Consider the following 13,947-nt stretch of genomic DNA (forward strand, 5'->3'; position numbering starts at 1 on the left):
GAAATGGTCTCTGTGCCGAGTGCGCTGAAAAAGATGACGCGGTGCGAGGGCAAACAGCCCGACAAAGCATCATAATGACCACATCAATCGACGTGCCTAACCGCGAAGTCGAAAGCGTCATCTCGATCATCGCTTCAGAGGCTGCGCTTGGGATGAACGTCTTCAAGGATATCGCAAACAACTGGCGCGACTTCGTGGGTGGTCGATCGGCTACGTCACAGGCCTCACTGAAGGAAGCTCGACTGGCCTGCTTGGATGGCCTTCGATTGGAAGCTCAAGCTGTTGGTGCAGATGCGGTAATCGCAGTTGATCTGGACTACAACCAATTGGCTACGGGTGGCACCGGTGGCATACTGTTTGTTGCCGCCACCGGAACCGCTGTAAAGCTGAAACCAGCCTAGCCACCATACTTCTTGATCAAATCGTCAAGCTCATCTTCTGACGGAGGCTCGATCTCTTTCTTGGCTCCGTTCGCCTCAGACCAGCCGTGGGCCGCGAGGATGAACTCGGTCAGGGTTGCAGACCAGAACGTCCTGGGCATCCACCCAAGACCGCCGAATGCTACCTTCTGCCAATCTCGCCATGGAAATGGCTCTTCTACTCCGCCTTTTCCACGGCTGCGTCGTTTCCCACTTCATCCTCATCAAAATGATGGGATAATGAGTCGGAAATGGCTTTAGCAACGGCACCGAAATGCTTGAGCTTCAGAACGCCAATTGCCTTGCCCTTGTCGCCCCTCACGGTGAGAAGATCGAGCGCTGCGACCGTGGCTGCTGGCTCAACGCCAGAGAGGCGGAGAAACAGGTCCGACATGCTCTTGCATGAAAGCCGCGTCGAGACAGCGGCTAGGCCGCCCATCTCAGCTGCGATGACAAGGGGAACATTGCCGACCCAAAGCGAAACTTCGCCTCGAGCGCCATTGACCTCAAGTGGGAATGGTTTCTCGGTCAATTAGGCCTCCGCAACGAAGGACAATGGACCAGCGGCGACGAACGTGGCGGAAAAGTCCATGTTGCCTTCCATCTCGCCGCTGAATTCAAATTCAGAAACGAACCAAGGGCCGGTATAGGTGCCAAGACCTGGGACGATGACCTTTGCATTGAACTTGGTCGCGTCGTTGACGTGCACCATGAATGCAGCGGTTTGCGCGCTCTTCACGAACTTGCCGGAGCCTGCAAAGGTTCGGTTTTTGATACCAGGATCGGCCGTCTTTTGCGGAGTAGCAGCTGGATTGATACAGTCTGGGATCGTCGTGTCGACTTCGTTTGCCGACATGTTGAAGCTGCGGGTTGTCAGGCCGCAAAGGTTGGAAAATACTTCTGGATCGTCGCCATCACCGGTCTGGATGAGTAGCGTGCGACCAATCTGCTGACCGTCGGCCATGATTGAACCTCAATGATTTTGGGGATTGGGTGGCCGTCAGGCCGGTGTTTCGATGCGGGCGATGAATTCAACGACGCCATGCGTCGTGACATCATCGGGGTCTTTCATCGTGCGAGAGTCCCAGCGCGAGATCGATATCAGACGATGAGATGGCAAGACCAAAGGTGCCCTATCAAGCGCCTTGACGATCTCGTACATGATGTCCTTTAGCTCCTTGAAGCCTCCGGAATATTGCGACCAAACGTGGATCGTGACGTATATTGCGTCGGACGTGACGCAATTGACATCAGCCGGTTTCACGTCGCTTTCGCCATACTCCACGTAGGGGAACGGCGCGTTGGTAGGTGGTCGGTCGTAAATGCGCTGTCCAACTAGCGCACTGAGCGCAGGACGACCCTTCAACCTGGCGACGATAACGCCTTGCAATTCTAGATCAGGACTAGCCATTACTTTTTCATGGCCTCCCTAACGCCGCGCCACACAGCATCATTGATCCGCTTCTTTGCGCGCTCGCGAAAAGAACGCCAGATTGGAAAAATATGCGGTTGGGCTTTTGTGCCGGGGTGCATCCGCGCACCTTCTGTCTGCTTCTTACCGAGAGCCGTGCCGCCACCCTTTGCGGTGTTGTGCGGACGAGTGCCGAACTCCAGGAAGTGCCAAATCCAAGATGCGAAGATTCCGGTGGCATCTGGGTCTTTGCTGGCCGATGTGCCGACCATCGCCTTAGCGTTCGGTCTATCCGAAATGCGGGCGCCTTGAATGGATGCCGCATAATCGCCGGCTGAGGTGCCGGTGCCTATGGGTGCCCGATCGGATATAGCTTCCGCAGCTTCATTGGCGATCTGAAGTTTTGCCTCAGCCGCGTATTGGTTAGCCTTTGGCGCAATGTCATTCAGCTTTTTGGTGAGCGTTTCGCGGCCGAGAACTTTGGCTTTGATCACGACGCCTCCCCCTGCACCACAAGCATTTCAATCCACTCGTTACGCTCATCGATGTTGACCGCAGTCTTGATCGCGTAGAGCACGCCGGTGCGCTTGTTCCGCGCCCGCCATGCTGGCGTTATGGTGCGCGTGCGCTCGTTTCTGCGAACAGTCATGGTGAATGGCTGCAAACCTTGCAGGCGGCTGGCTATGACCGATTCCGAGCCCACGCGTGGCTCAAGTCGAGCAGCTTCATAGAACTGTTCCGCAAACCCGACCACAACGCCGCCATAGCCATCATCGCCCTCGACCTCAGCCTCAAAGCCGATGCGCTCACTGAGCGATCCCGCTCCGGCTCTTTTGCGTTTTGGCATTCGGGCGATCCTTGGTGGGTTCGGCAGTCTTGGCCGCTATCGCAGCCGCGGCGCAAGTGCGCGTGACGTTGTAGAGGCCGGGTTCGTAGGCGATGGTCGCGCCGGGGTGCGGCTTCCAGTCAAATGGTGCAAGGAAACGTAGCCACATCATCTTCCACCGGTGCGCGCCAGACGCGCCAAGGAGCCAGAAGCATGCGGACAGCGCGCGGCAGAACCGCGTCGCCTTTTGCGTCTGGATCAGGTTCACGAACCTCGTAGAGGTCGCCAGTCACTAGCAGGATTGCCGAAACAATGGATGCTGAAGCTGCAATACCGTCATCTGCCGTTGGTGTTGCGCCGATGGCAACGACTTCGCGATCCAGGTACTCGGTGATGATGCTTTCAGCGGCATCGCGGTAAATGGCAATCTCCGCATCTTCATCATCGTGAAAAACGCGGAGGTGTTTCTTGACTGTTTCCAGATCAACGATTGGCATGTTGTTATTCCCCGACAACCCCGAGTGACATGCCTGGTTCGAGGATCAGGACTTTGACGCCTTCACCGAAGAACCCGCGAGACACCTCTGCGATTTCATTTTTCGCAGAAATGGACAATTTCTGATCGCACTTGATGACAAATCGGTCCCCAGGCTTGATCACCAAACGCTGCATGTCGCCGATGAATTTGATACCTTGCTCTGTCATATCAGGCCGCCACAACTGCGGCCGACGGCGCGCTGGTGCTGGACACGCTGCCCTTATCATTGGTTGCCGTGACGCGGACCGTGATGGGCTTGCCAACGTCGCCAGCGACTGGAACATACGTCGCCGCAGTTGCGCCAGAAATAGCAACGCCAGCAGCAAACCACTGCCGCGCGTAAGTCGGCGAGCCAGACCATGTGCCTGTCGTCGATGTCAGCGTCTGGCTAACCTGCGCCGTGCCCGTGATGGCAGGTGCAGCAGAATTCACAGGTGAGCCAACACCGTTGACGATACCGGCGCCGATATAGGACGCGACCCTGCGCTTACGAACCTTCGTTGCCAGCATCGGGTTTGTCCTTCTTCTTCGTTGAGCGAGCAGAGGAGATCACTGGTTTGTCATCGGCTTCATCCGCGGCACCCTCGTCTGTGACATCCATGGCTTCGCCGACGATGTCGACCAAACCCTGCGCAGCAAGCTGCTTGGCCTCCCCAGCTTCGACCTTGAATGGATCGCTCTTTTTGGTCTTCAGTTCTTTGCCAACAGCAAAAGTGCGCTTGGCCTTCACTTCTAGAAAATCGGTCATGTTCACTTCCCTTCGAAAGAAAGGGGAGCCGAAGCTCCCCTCAGATCAATTTAGGCGCCTTCTACGTCGCCAGTCACGAACGACTCTGGGCGATAGACTGCGAACGCCAGGCGCTCTTCAGCGCGGATGGTGAACATGTTCTTCTCGAAGTCATCGACGTTCTCGCTGGAAAGCAGTACCTCGATTTCCATACGGTCGTAGATTTGAGCTGCGAAGCTAAACGCACCGGTCAGGAACTCGCCTGCGGCCATGGCCTGCGTCGAAACTACCGGCAGGTTCCAAAGCGTTGGCGTCAGCGAACCCTGCGGATTGCCGATGATGTAGTTGCCGCCGGCGTCCTTGGTCAGTTCGATCTTGGTCCAATCAATCGGATTCAGAACGAACGCCGTAGCAGGGTACTCAGCGAGAACGACTTGCAGAATGGCGAGCCGCAGACGATCAATGCCCGTTTCGTCGGCCACAGAGAAAGCAGGGTTGAACGCAGTAGCCTGCGGAACAAGTCCATGAAGATTTTGGCCAGTGCCGGAACCGTTCAGGAGCTGATTTTCTTCTGCGAAACGCAGACCATAACGAGCGCGACCGTCGATGTAGGAGCGAAGTGCGGGCGCGTCATCCAAGATCTGGCGGGAAGCCTTGAAAAGGTGTGGAATGGTGCGAACCGGCGCAGAAGTCATGTCGAATGTCAGATCCGAGTACGGCTTCTGGGTTCCTTCAGCTGTTGGGGCAGCATTATTAGTGAAGCCGGTTTCCTTGACGTATTCCACGGAGCTGGAAGTGGTCGTTCCGGGAAGAACAAGGTCGCGAATAGTAAGGGTGCGCTCCGGGAGACCGAAAATACCGGGAACGCGAGCGCCGGGAACCAAAGAAGTGCCCTGCGAACGACCAGCGCCGACTGTAGTATTGGCCGAGGTGATAGCGGCGCGGTCGGCCTTTACGCGAATGGATCCGCGCGATGCACCGGTCAGCATACCAGCTTTGTAATCGGAAGAATCGATGACCATGTCGCCAAGCGATTTCTGCTCTTCCTCGCCGTTTTCCTTCTCACGAGCGGCGCGCTTCTCGATGTCGGAAATGCGGGTCGTGACGTCGCCGAGTTCGGAGAGTGCCTTGTCTGTCTTTTCCTTCAACTCTGCGGAAACTTCGCCGTTCGCGGCAAGCTTCGAGGTGAAGTCGGTGGCGAGATTGCCAACCTGCTCTTTGATGGATGCGAGGGAGGCGCCAAGTTCGCCAATTTTTTCTGCAAGTTCGGCCATGAAAGGCTCCTATAGAATGAGGGGTGTTTTTGCTTCGGCGATAAGCCGGTTAATGGCTGCCAAAGCAGCAGCATCCGTCTCGACGTCAGGAGCCCCCTGACCATCTTTGAGGTAGAGCCGAGCGGCCCGCTCTGCCTCAGAGCCCGACAACCCCATCAGTCCCCTGATGCCGTTTTCGAACTCGCGTTTTGTGATTTGCTCGCCGGCCGTCATCTTCGCGACCAGCGTTTGTGCGGCCTCGGCCTTAGCAGCGTTCGCAGCCTTGATGCGCTTTACCGGCGCAGGCTCTGCGTCCGCGCCGTAGCGGGCCAGGGTCTCGTCAAGTGTGGCAACACGATCGACCATGCCTCGGTCCATGAGGGCTTCCGCGTAGAACACGCGCCCTTGTCCGTAGCCGTCCTCAACTTTGCTGACCGTCACGCCGCGCCCTTCAGCGACTGACGCGACAAAGCGATTGTAGGAGCGGTTTACGCCGTCCTGCACATGCGCCAACGTGTCTTTGCCGAGCGGCTCCGTCTCGTTGCCTTCGACCTTGTGCTTGCCAGCTGAAATGTAAGTGCGTTTGATGCCTCGCTGCTCAAGGGCAGCCGAAAGATCATCGTGCGCAGTGTAGACGCCGATCGAACCGGCACGACCGGATGGCGTGACGACGATTTCGTCAGTCGAAGCCGCGATCCAGTAAGCAGCGCTCGCGGCCAGCGAATTAACCTGGGCAATGATTGGCTTTTCGCCGCCGCGTAGCTTGCGAATTTCAGTGGCGAGTTCGTCAGTACCGGGAACCGTGCCGCCGGGGCTGTCGATATCGAGCACGACGGCCTTGATATCCGCGTTCGAAAGCGCCTTGTGCAGCGATCTCTTGATGCCAGCATAGGACGTGCCGCCGCTCATGGCGGAAAATAGGTCCATTTTGTCGGCCAAAACCCCGTAAACCGGGATAATGGCCACGCTGCCGCTGGATTCAGCGATCTCCTTGGCTCGCGCCTCATCGATAGAGGCGGCATACTCGGACGAAAACAGCTTTTCGCCTTCTGCTCTAGCGACCAAAACATCAGCCAAAACGCCCAGTTTTTCGCGCTGAATAGCCCAAGGTTCGGCCAGAAAGACCGAAATCAGGTGTTCAAATTTCATGATTTTCCCTTATGCAGCGCGTGCTGCTGGCGTTTGTGGCGCGTTATCGTTGGCCTGACCGACCTTATCGAGCGGGGTCATGGTGCCGTTGACGATTGCCTTCTCGCCGCCGTCGACTGGAGCCTTGTTCTCATAGGAACGGGCTTCGTTTGGCGTGTAGATGCCGTTTGTGACCATCTTCGACAGGAATTCTGCCCTCGCCGTGCTATCGCCGCGAAGCAGGCCTTCCATGTTGAATTTCACGATGGTGGTCTTGCGTGTTTTCTCGTCGAGCAGATCGCGGTAGACGGCCGATTCAATGCTTTTGACCAGAGGCCCAAGGCAAGTCTTGATAAACTGCAGGATCAGCTGCTCAATGCCGCTGCCCCAGGTCGTCGTGCCGTTCGAAGCATGGCCGATCATCACCGGTGGAACACCGAAAATGCGGCAAATCTGCTCAACGTTGAACTGGCGCACCTCAAGCATCTGCGCGTCTTTTGGATTGATCGTCAGCTGCTGGTATTTGAGGCCAGCTTCCAGAACTGCAATCTTGCCTGCCTTATCCGAGCCAGCAAACTGGCCGAGAATTTCGCCGAGCTGAGCTCGTTGTTCTTTCTTGAGGATCTGGTCAGACGAAAGAACACCTGCGACCTGCATCCCGTTGGCAAACATCTTTCCCGCGGTCTTTTCGCCCGCCAGAGCATTGCCGACCGTGTTGCGAACCACGCCGATTGGAGACATGCCGCGATCACAGCCAGGCAACACAGCCCCGCGAACGTGGAACATCTTGTCTTCTGCGATCCTGCGCTTTTTACCGTTCTCCGTAACCTCGTAGTATCGCGCGTTGCGACTATCGCGGCAGACGTTGACAGCGAGTGGCGGCAGCGGATTGAGCGCCACCAACTTGCCGCCGTTCAGCTTCTTCTCGGCGAAGAAATTGCCATCTAGGCACAAGCACAAGACAACCATGGCCCAGAAGTCTGAGGCGGTGTCATCCATGTTCGGCATGTCGTGCAGCAGATCGTATAGCGGCGAGGCCTTGTCGACCGTAACGCCGTCGTCCTTGTAGACATTACACGGCAGCATGATTACTGCATTCCGGATCAGATTGACGCACGCCCACACAGCATCAAGCTGTAGCGCCGTTTCAATCGTCACGTTTTCGCCAGAAGTAGTGCCCCAGCCGAAGAACCCGCGCCAGAACTCACCGTCAGTGAGCTTGATGGGTACTCCGCGCCATCTATCGAAGAGACCCATTAGATCACCATAACCATGTTGTTGATGAAGTCGTCCATGTCGCCGGCGTCACTGGTTTCGTATGTTCCAGCCATCGCCGTCGCCATAGTCAGTGCCACTGCGCCGTCGATGCGGCGCTCGCGATTGTGCTTCACCAGTTTTCTGTTGCCAGAGGGGTCCGCCTTAACGGTCGCATTCATCATGCACATCGTCAGAACCGGATGATCGCCGTGAGCGAGATTGCCGTTGAGGATGGTGCTTTCTAACTCGCGGAGAGCGGGAGACATCGACTGGAACCCCTGCCCGAAAGGCTGGAATACCGCGTCATCGCCTTCAAGCTGATCGTCTGTGAAGCCAGCCTTTTGCAGCCACGGCTTCAAATGTCGGAAGTTCCACCGGTCGAACGCGATCTTGCGGATGTCCATCTCTTCGAACCGGTCGCGCAGGTAATGCGCAACAAACTCGTAGTCGACTGTTTTACCCGGCGCTGCCTCAAGGTGTCCGTCCTTGTGCCAAATGTCGTACGGCACCCGGTCGGCTTTTGCCTTTGCGCGTATACCGTCGCCTGGCAGCCAGAACGTCGGCTTTACATGCCAGATGGTCTTGCCTTCCTGCTGCTTCGGCGCCATCAGCACCAAAGCAGTCAAGTCGCTCACCTCAGAAAGGTCGAGCCCACCAAAGACAGGGAGACCATCAAAGTCCACAACTCGAGCGTTACACGCTCGCCAAATAGCCGGAGACACAAACGGTGCATTGGCGTCTATCCTTTGGTTGAGATGGAGCCAACGAAAACTGGCCTCCTCGGTCGGCATACGTGAAGCGCGCTCGGCGTCGTCGCGAACCGATGAAACTGATTTGAATATTCCTAGCGCCGGGTTGGCAGCTTTCCACGCTTCCTCGTCCAGCACATCGCAATCAGGATCCGCCGTATAGAGGTGCGAGACCGTGCGCGGTGCTTTCGAGGTCTCTGCATCGTCCAGCCATCGCGAGAACAAGTCGCCGTCGGTAGCTGCCTGCGTCGATATGGCGAAGATCATCGCCTTGTCGCCGTACGCGCCCTGCGATGTTACGATCGCCTCGACGAAATCGTCGTGCGGGCCTTTGATCTGGCCGACCTCGTCAAGAATCGCAACCAGTGGCGAACCACCGTGTGCGCTCTTGGCCTCAGCCGAACTGGCGCGATAAACCACGTTCTTGCGCAGGCCGACAATCATTTTGCCCGACGGCACGATGCGGTACAGCCCTTTGAGCTGCGGCGACATCATCAGCATTTTGCTGGCATAGTTGAAGACTTCCGCAGCCTGGTCGCGGGATCGCGCACCCGACATGATGCGGCTGTTTGGGAACGCCTCTGGACCAATGACGTGGCCGAGCAAAAGACAGGCGATTGTCGCCGTCTTGGAATTCTTACGCGCAATCGAAAGATATGCGCGGGACGTACCGTTCGGGTTGTCGTAGACCGACAAGATGAAGGACACCTGAAAGTCCAGCAGCTTGATTGGCTGACCGACCAGCGCACCTTCCGGCACTACGAGATACGTTTCGATAAAGCGGCACATCTTTTCGCCGCGGGTCAACTCCGACGTCGGCAGCGTGCGCCAATCGCGCAGAACCGGAATCGGGCCGCACTTGATGGCACCGACCACGGCCTCTGAAAGCATTACAACCTCGATTAGGCTAGCAGGTCATCGTCCGTGCTTGCGCCCGCCTCGATCTCTTTTGCGGTGTCGCGTCGCTTGGCTGAGTCCCTCGCCTCGCCTTGGATTGCTCTGGCGTGAAGCGCCAGCGACCGGCGGAAGGACAAGATGGACGATGCGTGCATCTGCACGATGGATTTGCGCGGGTTTGCTAGCGGCGTGCCTTTCTCGCTGTATGCGACGGCACCCTCACTGCGCAGCAGGTCTTGCTCCCGCACCAAGTCTGCCATTGTGCGAGCCAGCATCGCTGCTATCTCAAGCTGGTGGGCGGACCATTCGGCGCGGGCGTATTCCGCAATGACGTTCTTGAAAAATGGAACGTCGCCCTCTTCGAGAGGGACGTTTTCAGGAAAGGTAATTTCCTCATTGACCGCAGAGGCAATCCTCACGGCCTCGGCCACGCTATCTACGCGGCTTTTCTTATCAGACATGCGGAATCCCCTCGCGCACGCGCGCTTGCGCGCACGCTAGGCAAAAAACTGTGTTTGGATTAACGTTGCATTCCCCCGACGGTCCCTGGCCGGGTCGATCGTCGACTTTGCGACCACCCCCTGTTTTGGGTAAACCTTTGATTTTACATCATATTCGGCATCATGTCAACAACTATTTTCGATATTATCGAATAAAATCAGATGTTTTTCGATGTTTCTTCGAGTGTTGGATTAAGCAGCCGCCTTCATGTCGGGAAACTGATAGTTGATCGCATCAACGAGATAATCGACGCGGCGCGCTAGATGGCGATCATGCGTCAACTCCCAGAAGGCATGATCAACGAACGTCCGCATGCGCAATCCTTGAAGGCGGTCAGCATCGCCTTGGCTCTCCACGCGCCACACCTTGCAACGCCTCAACATGTCCTTGCCACGCAAGTCATAGATCATGCGCTCGAGGTATCGAACCATTGGTGCAGTATGGACCACAACGCACGCTCCCTCTTCGGGTAGCGCCATCACCATGGCTTTGGTGTTGTCAGTACCTCGCGTCATCTGCCAACCTCCACCGGATAACCATCAACTCCAATCACCACAGCCTGCTGGCCTCGCTCTATGCGAGCCTTCAACGTGTCGTGGCATGGGGCGCACAACGATTGCAGATTGTTTAGATCGTAGAACAATTCTTCGTCACCCCTATGTGGCTTGACGTGGTCACACGTCGTAGCCTCGGTCACATCCTCGATAGCCAAGCAGAAGCGACACAGCGGCTCAGCAGTAAGCTGGGCCTCACGCAGTCGCTGCCATCTGGCAGTCTTGTACATGCGACGGTAGAGAGCGGCTTCGGCTGAGCGGCCATAGGGTTTGGGCATTGGTGTGCCTTGGCAAATGGTCTGCGTGGCTGGATTCGAACCAGCGGCTCCCGCAGTCCAAGTGCGGTACTCTAACCAGACTGAGCTACACACAGATGATTGGTGCCGACAGCAGGAATTGAACCCACGACATCCTCGTTACAAAGGAGGCGCTCTACCTACTGAGCTATGTCGGCGTGATTGGTGGAGCGTGTCGGAATCGAACCGACCGGCAGCAATCTTGCAAGGATTACCCGCTTACCCAGAGCACGTCCCATTGAAACTCAAAGCGGCCCGCTCAACCCAATCCGGTAACAGATCAAGGGGAACGGGCCGCACGATCACCATGCAAGCGGAGGAGAACGCGCATGGGATTGGGAAAGCAAGACGACAACCTCATAATGGTTTTCGCTGACGAGCCGGTCGTCTTGCTATTCTTGGATAGTTACCCGCATCGTTCAGCGGCTGCACCGAATGCAGCATGACGGCGGGGCGGTCGTAACCGCAAAGGGGCGAAGATATCTTTCGATACCCTCTCACCCCTCGGGGATTTGAATGCGCGTGGCATACGGTCCTATGCTGCGCGGTTTCGAAAACGGTTTAGAGCCAGCTCGGCAAGCCGCGCCTCTCGCCTATCAATCTCCTGCCACTTAACGCTGATGAAGGCGATTGCGGTGCCGACCACAGCCCTACCGGCGACCGACGGCTGTGTCCGCTCACCGGACTTCTTGCCGATCTCGGTATAAGTTTGTCCTCCCAGCACCGCAGCCTCAAAAGGTTCGACCAACGGCCCTAGTGAAGAACGAAGCTCGACCAATATCGGCTTTGCGTCGATGTGCTCGTTCAAGATCTCATCGGTGATCTTCACGTGCAAGCTTTCGGTCTTGATGACGCTGCCAGCTGCGGTGTTGTCGTTGGAAGCAACTACCGTCCTGCGCGAGGGTATGGCGTGCGAGCCTTTGCTCTTCTTGACCTTGGTGGAAACCTTGATCTCGCCGTCGGGGACGTCTTTCCAGTCCGATGCCGCCGCCCTATCGATATCGGCCTCCGGTGTCATCTTCTTGGTTTCGCGGACAACCTCACCGCCATCCGCCTTGCTGTAGTCCAGCCCCTTCAATGGCTCAGCCTCACACAAAGCAACAAGTCGACGATAGCGAAGAACAACAGCGATTAGCTCCTCACGTCCTTCGCGGCGCAATGCCTCGATGAGCGGAAAGTCTTCGCTGCGGCTCTGGACGCATGAGGGATCGCCGATTGACTGACGCTTCACTATTGCTCTTCTGAACTTCGCCATTTTCTTTGCCTCCTCAGCCGACCTCAGTTCTGCCCGCTTTCTGCCCTCCGCCCTGTCTTCTGCCGTCGGCAAGGTTTTTGGCTTGTCTCTGGTCTTGGCTTCCTCAATCGGCTCCCACTTGCCGTCCACCTTTCGAAAGCGGGTGCGAGTGCGGTATGGGTGTGGCTGGTCGCCTGTGAATGCCACCCTTCCAGTCGCGTCGATGATTTGGTCTTCCTCGTTCATATACGTCTCCCCTGTGGTGTCGGCGCTTGGTGGGCGCCGTTACTGCTGCTTGGTGTTGTCGTTATCTGCCAGCCATTTCCGCACCAGCGTTACCGCCTTGGTTGCCGCCTCACCGGTGGACGTAAAACGCACCACCTCAACCGGATGCCCTAGCCGCGCCAGCGATGCGTGGCGCTCAACCTGGGCCGGAGACAGCCGACCTTTGCCAACCTTGTTCTCGATCATCCGCAGCGCGCCGCCCTTGATGTAGATTCGCAGATCGGCCTCACCTGGCGTCATACCGGTCGCGATAGCATCGGCTTGGGCACGAGGTCCGCGCTTGGCGCTGTTCATGTCGCCAGCCAACAGGAACTGCCTGCCGAACTCTGGCAGGGCTCGCAGCGCACGAACCTGGGCAGCCTGACCATCGCTTTCCTTGATGGGGGCGTCGTTGACCTTCACGGTACCTTTGGCCGAAGTGCGGATAACGACGCGCTTGCCGTTGATGCGGGTCGTCTGGCTGGTGGCTTTCTTGCTGGGGTTCATGCTGGCCTCCGTTGTGGTGCGGCACGTTGGTGGCGTGCGTTACAAGGTATATAGTTTTTGCGTCGGAAAATGCCGTGGGGTGGCGTGAAATAAATTCTGGGCAACAAAAAAGGCCGGCTGTTGCCGACCTTGAATGGGTTTCAACGCACGAGGCGTTTCATCATTTTGTCGATCAATGCCGCGTCACCTCCGAAGCGATCAAGAAGCTGGACGGCTTTGGGCAAACTCAGGGAATACACCTCCTGAAGCTTCTCGACGGTATATTGCTTGCTCTTGGCTCGGCTCATTTCGAATTCTCCTTTGAGCCGGTAATGCGATCGCCACCTTATGGGTTCCAATATTCAGGTTGTATCGAAGCCGCCCGTCTGCACGATGCACGGTGCCCGAATAAATCTCTTCATCAACCGTGCGGCCAGCACACCGCCCTGCACGGTTGCACGAGTGGGGGTATATATAAATATATACTCCCCTAAACGTGCAAGAACCGGGCAGAGCTGTGCAGGTGTGAACGCCCAGCAAGTGCACAGATAATGCACGGATAAGATTTCGCTATCCGGGCGGTATCAGGGGTTGTGTTTCGCCATGTGTGTGGTTGCAGACAAAGACCTTAGATATCACGTTTTTGAAACGTTCCTGGGTCGCCTAACAGTCGCGGATTTTGGCTTCATCAATTCATCACAAGAAAGAACGAGTTGCTTACCGTAAGCGCGTGACGCGGTTAGCACTGACGATTTCTTGACGGCGAAAATCATATAAATGGAATGCAGAAACACTGCGAGGATTACGATCGCCAACTTCTCTTGAAGGTTAGATAGTGATGGATGGCTCCATTCAAAATATAGGGCACTGGCGCACACCGAAATGACTACCAAGTTCATGCCAAGCGCTATTTTTTTCAAACCAAGAAGATTGCGGCGAGCGCCGTAGGTCATCAGTTCTTCAAACAAAATCTTAAAGACTTTTGTGTCTCTTGTGGCACCTCTTAGCCAAGCAGAAGCTGCGGCATAAAAATCGTCTGCTTTGGCAGGGTCATCAGTCTCTTGCTCAGCGGTGGGGGCTGGCACACCAAGCTTCCCAGCCATAAACTCTCGAAACCGCTTTTTAGAGATGCTATCGAGCTCGTGGTTATTGTGATACCAAAGATAGAGCGTAGACCGACTTCCAAGTTTTTGCTCGACCTTTATGCCAGACTGACGCGCGAAGTCTGAGAACGCCCATATCAAGGTCAGGGACATAACAGTCGCGATTAAATGGGATAATTCTAGACGATCCCATGGTACGACCGCCAGAATTAAGGCGAGAGTGGGTAGCCCGGCTACCATCGCAGGGAACACTCTTGCTCTCAGATTATAAGCATCAAAGAACTTGAAGATCCCTAACATTGAT

The 13,947-nt window shown here is 56.3% G+C and carries 21 protein-coding genes, 3 tRNA genes and 1 pseudogene; 1 reads left to right on the forward strand and 24 read right to left on the reverse strand.

Annotation, left to right across the window (positions count from 1 at the left end):
- Positions 1 to 74: 74 nt before the first annotated feature.
- Positions 75 to 401, forward strand: a complete 327-nt coding sequence (locus QRN55_RS13545; RefSeq protein ID WP_284777068.1) for a YbjQ family protein — start codon at positions 75 to 77, stop codon at positions 399 to 401.
- Here the strand turns inward: QRN55_RS13545 and QRN55_RS24425 are convergent.
- The 24 genes and pseudogenes from QRN55_RS24425 to QRN55_RS13660 form a co-directional block, all read right to left on the reverse strand.
- A pseudogene (locus tag QRN55_RS24425) lies at positions 398 to 577 on the reverse strand (phage tail assembly chaperone); the annotation flags it as partial. The gene QRN55_RS13545 and the pseudogene QRN55_RS24425 sit on opposite strands and share 4 nt — an antisense overlap.
- 20 nt (positions 578 to 597) lie before the next feature.
- Complete coding sequence (locus QRN55_RS13550) at positions 598 to 951, reverse strand: hypothetical protein (protein ID WP_233123082.1); 354 nt, start codon at positions 949 to 951, stop codon at positions 598 to 600.
- Positions 952 to 1,383: a phage tail tube protein gene (locus tag QRN55_RS13555; protein WP_284777069.1), complete on the reverse strand. Its 432-nt coding sequence runs from the start codon at positions 1,381 to 1,383 to the stop codon at positions 952 to 954.
- Between the two features lie 36 nt (positions 1,384 to 1,419).
- A complete protein-coding gene (locus QRN55_RS13560; protein ID WP_284777070.1) occupies positions 1,420 to 1,830 on the reverse strand; it encodes a DUF3168 domain-containing protein in 411 nt (136 codons plus the stop codon).
- Entirely contained in the window at positions 1,830 to 2,324 is a 495-nt protein-coding gene (locus QRN55_RS13565; RefSeq protein ID WP_284777071.1) for an HK97 gp10 family phage protein, read from the reverse strand. Before QRN55_RS13565 ends, QRN55_RS13560 begins: the two co-directional genes overlap by 1 nt.
- Entirely contained in the window at positions 2,321 to 2,677 is a 357-nt protein-coding gene (locus QRN55_RS13570) for a head-tail adaptor protein (RefSeq protein ID WP_284777072.1), read from the reverse strand. Before QRN55_RS13570 ends, QRN55_RS13565 begins: the two co-directional genes overlap by 4 nt.
- 119 nt (positions 2,678 to 2,796) lie before the next feature.
- Positions 2,797 to 3,153: a head-tail connector protein gene (locus QRN55_RS13575; protein WP_284777073.1), complete on the reverse strand. Its 357-nt coding sequence runs from the start codon at positions 3,151 to 3,153 to the stop codon at positions 2,797 to 2,799.
- Positions 3,154 to 3,157: 4 nt separating this feature from the next.
- Positions 3,158 to 3,361: a hypothetical protein gene (locus QRN55_RS13580; RefSeq protein ID WP_284777074.1), complete on the reverse strand. Its 204-nt coding sequence runs from the start codon at positions 3,359 to 3,361 to the stop codon at positions 3,158 to 3,160.
- Position 3,362: 1 nt separating this feature from the next.
- A complete protein-coding gene (locus tag QRN55_RS13585; protein ID WP_284777075.1) occupies positions 3,363 to 3,704 on the reverse strand; it encodes a hypothetical protein in 342 nt (113 codons plus the stop codon).
- Complete coding sequence (locus tag QRN55_RS13590; RefSeq protein ID WP_284777076.1) at positions 3,682 to 3,942, reverse strand: hypothetical protein; 261 nt, start codon at positions 3,940 to 3,942, stop codon at positions 3,682 to 3,684. The genes QRN55_RS13585 and QRN55_RS13590 overlap by 23 nt, the downstream gene beginning before the upstream one ends.
- 50 nt (positions 3,943 to 3,992) lie before the next feature.
- Complete coding sequence (locus QRN55_RS13595) at positions 3,993 to 5,195, reverse strand: phage major capsid protein (protein ID WP_284777077.1); 1,203 nt, start codon at positions 5,193 to 5,195, stop codon at positions 3,993 to 3,995.
- Positions 5,196 to 5,204: 9 nt separating this feature from the next.
- On the reverse strand, positions 5,205 to 6,323 hold the full coding sequence (locus QRN55_RS13600; RefSeq protein ID WP_284777078.1) for a S49 family peptidase: 1,119 nt from the start codon (positions 6,321 to 6,323) through the stop codon (positions 5,205 to 5,207).
- Positions 6,324 to 6,332: 9 nt separating this feature from the next.
- The gene (locus tag QRN55_RS13605) at positions 6,333 to 7,559 is read right to left on the reverse strand and encodes a phage portal protein (RefSeq protein ID WP_284777079.1); all 1,227 of its coding nucleotides are present in this window, start codon (positions 7,557 to 7,559) and stop codon (positions 6,333 to 6,335) included.
- A complete protein-coding gene (locus QRN55_RS13610) occupies positions 7,559 to 9,199 on the reverse strand; it encodes a terminase large subunit (RefSeq protein ID WP_284777080.1) in 1,641 nt (546 codons plus the stop codon). The genes QRN55_RS13605 and QRN55_RS13610 overlap by 1 nt, the downstream gene beginning before the upstream one ends.
- A gap of 11 nt (positions 9,200 to 9,210) precedes the next feature.
- Positions 9,211 to 9,666: a phage terminase small subunit, hendrixvirinae-type gene (locus tag QRN55_RS13615; RefSeq protein ID WP_284777081.1), complete on the reverse strand. Its 456-nt coding sequence runs from the start codon at positions 9,664 to 9,666 to the stop codon at positions 9,211 to 9,213.
- 231 nt (positions 9,667 to 9,897) lie between these two features.
- Positions 9,898 to 10,221, reverse strand: a complete 324-nt coding sequence (locus QRN55_RS13620; protein ID WP_284777082.1) for a hypothetical protein — start codon at positions 10,219 to 10,221, stop codon at positions 9,898 to 9,900.
- Entirely contained in the window at positions 10,218 to 10,538 is a 321-nt protein-coding gene (locus QRN55_RS13625; RefSeq protein ID WP_284777083.1) for an HNH endonuclease, read from the reverse strand. The genes QRN55_RS13620 and QRN55_RS13625 overlap by 4 nt, the downstream gene beginning before the upstream one ends.
- Positions 10,539 to 10,555: 17 nt before the next feature.
- A tRNA-Pro gene (locus QRN55_RS13630) sits at positions 10,556 to 10,633 on the reverse strand.
- A 5-nt stretch (positions 10,634 to 10,638) separates the two neighbouring features.
- A tRNA-Thr gene (locus tag QRN55_RS13635) sits at positions 10,639 to 10,714 on the reverse strand.
- 5 nt (positions 10,715 to 10,719) lie between these two features.
- Positions 10,720 to 10,793, reverse strand: a tRNA-Ala gene (locus QRN55_RS13640).
- Positions 10,794 to 11,091: 298 nt separating this feature from the next.
- On the reverse strand, positions 11,092 to 12,036 hold the full coding sequence (locus tag QRN55_RS13645; RefSeq protein WP_284777084.1) for a hypothetical protein: 945 nt from the start codon (positions 12,034 to 12,036) through the stop codon (positions 11,092 to 11,094).
- A 39-nt stretch (positions 12,037 to 12,075) separates the two neighbouring features.
- Positions 12,076 to 12,561 (reverse strand): VRR-NUC domain-containing protein, encoded by a 486-nt coding sequence (locus QRN55_RS13650; RefSeq protein ID WP_284777085.1) that lies wholly within the window; start codon positions 12,559 to 12,561, stop codon positions 12,076 to 12,078.
- Positions 12,562 to 12,701: 140 nt separating this feature from the next.
- Positions 12,702 to 12,848, reverse strand: a complete 147-nt coding sequence (locus QRN55_RS13655) for a hypothetical protein (RefSeq protein WP_284777086.1) — start codon at positions 12,846 to 12,848, stop codon at positions 12,702 to 12,704.
- Between the two features lie 327 nt (positions 12,849 to 13,175).
- Positions 13,176 to 13,943, reverse strand: coding sequence for a hypothetical protein (locus QRN55_RS13660; RefSeq protein WP_284777087.1), 768 nt, complete (start codon positions 13,941 to 13,943; stop codon positions 13,176 to 13,178).
- Between the last annotated feature and the right edge of the window lie 4 nt (positions 13,944 to 13,947).

Origin of the sequence: Agrobacterium sp. lyk4-40-TYG-31 (assembly GCF_030209855.1) — a bacterium.
Classification (GTDB): Bacteria; Pseudomonadota; Alphaproteobacteria; order Rhizobiales; family Rhizobiaceae; genus Agrobacterium; species Agrobacterium vaccinii.

Coding starts and splice junctions, on each gene's coding strand:
- QRN55_RS13660 (WP_284777087.1), bottom strand. CDS start 13,943: ATGTTAGGGATCTTCAAGTTCTTTGATGCTTATAATCTGAGAGCAAGA.
- QRN55_RS13620 (WP_284777082.1), bottom strand. CDS start 10,221: ATGACGCGAGGTACTGACAACACCAAAGCCATGGTGATGGCGCTACCC.
- QRN55_RS13575 (WP_284777073.1), bottom strand. CDS start 3,153: ATGCCAATCGTTGATCTGGAAACAGTCAAGAAACACCTCCGCGTTTTT.
- QRN55_RS13655 (WP_284777086.1), bottom strand. CDS start 12,848: ATGAGCCGAGCCAAGAGCAAGCAATATACCGTCGAGAAGCTTCAGGAG.
- QRN55_RS13560 (WP_284777070.1), bottom strand. CDS start 1,830: ATGGCTAGTCCTGATCTAGAATTGCAAGGCGTTATCGTCGCCAGGTTG.
- QRN55_RS13625 (WP_284777083.1), bottom strand. CDS start 10,538: ATGCCCAAACCCTATGGCCGCTCAGCCGAAGCCGCTCTCTACCGTCGC.
- QRN55_RS13555 (WP_284777069.1), bottom strand. CDS start 1,383: ATGGCCGACGGTCAGCAGATTGGTCGCACGCTACTCATCCAGACCGGT.
- QRN55_RS13600 (WP_284777078.1), bottom strand. CDS start 6,323: ATGAAATTTGAACACCTGATTTCGGTCTTTCTGGCCGAACCTTGGGCT.
- QRN55_RS13605 (WP_284777079.1), bottom strand. CDS start 7,559: ATGGGTCTCTTCGATAGATGGCGCGGAGTACCCATCAAGCTCACTGAC.
- QRN55_RS13590 (WP_284777076.1), bottom strand. CDS start 3,942: ATGACCGATTTTCTAGAAGTGAAGGCCAAGCGCACTTTTGCTGTTGGC.
- QRN55_RS13570 (WP_284777072.1), bottom strand. CDS start 2,677: ATGCCAAAACGCAAAAGAGCCGGAGCGGGATCGCTCAGTGAGCGCATC.
- QRN55_RS13545 (WP_284777068.1), top strand. CDS start 75: ATGACCACATCAATCGACGTGCCTAACCGCGAAGTCGAAAGCGTCATC.
- QRN55_RS13585 (WP_284777075.1), bottom strand. CDS start 3,704: ATGCTGGCAACGAAGGTTCGTAAGCGCAGGGTCGCGTCCTATATCGGC.
- QRN55_RS13610 (WP_284777080.1), bottom strand. CDS start 9,199: ATGCTTTCAGAGGCCGTGGTCGGTGCCATCAAGTGCGGCCCGATTCCG.
- QRN55_RS13595 (WP_284777077.1), bottom strand. CDS start 5,195: ATGGCCGAACTTGCAGAAAAAATTGGCGAACTTGGCGCCTCCCTCGCA.
- QRN55_RS13650 (WP_284777085.1), bottom strand. CDS start 12,561: ATGAACCCCAGCAAGAAAGCCACCAGCCAGACGACCCGCATCAACGGC.
- QRN55_RS13580 (WP_284777074.1), bottom strand. CDS start 3,361: ATGACAGAGCAAGGTATCAAATTCATCGGCGACATGCAGCGTTTGGTG.
- QRN55_RS13645 (WP_284777084.1), bottom strand. CDS start 12,036: ATGAACGAGGAAGACCAAATCATCGACGCGACTGGAAGGGTGGCATTC.
- QRN55_RS13615 (WP_284777081.1), bottom strand. CDS start 9,666: ATGTCTGATAAGAAAAGCCGCGTAGATAGCGTGGCCGAGGCCGTGAGG.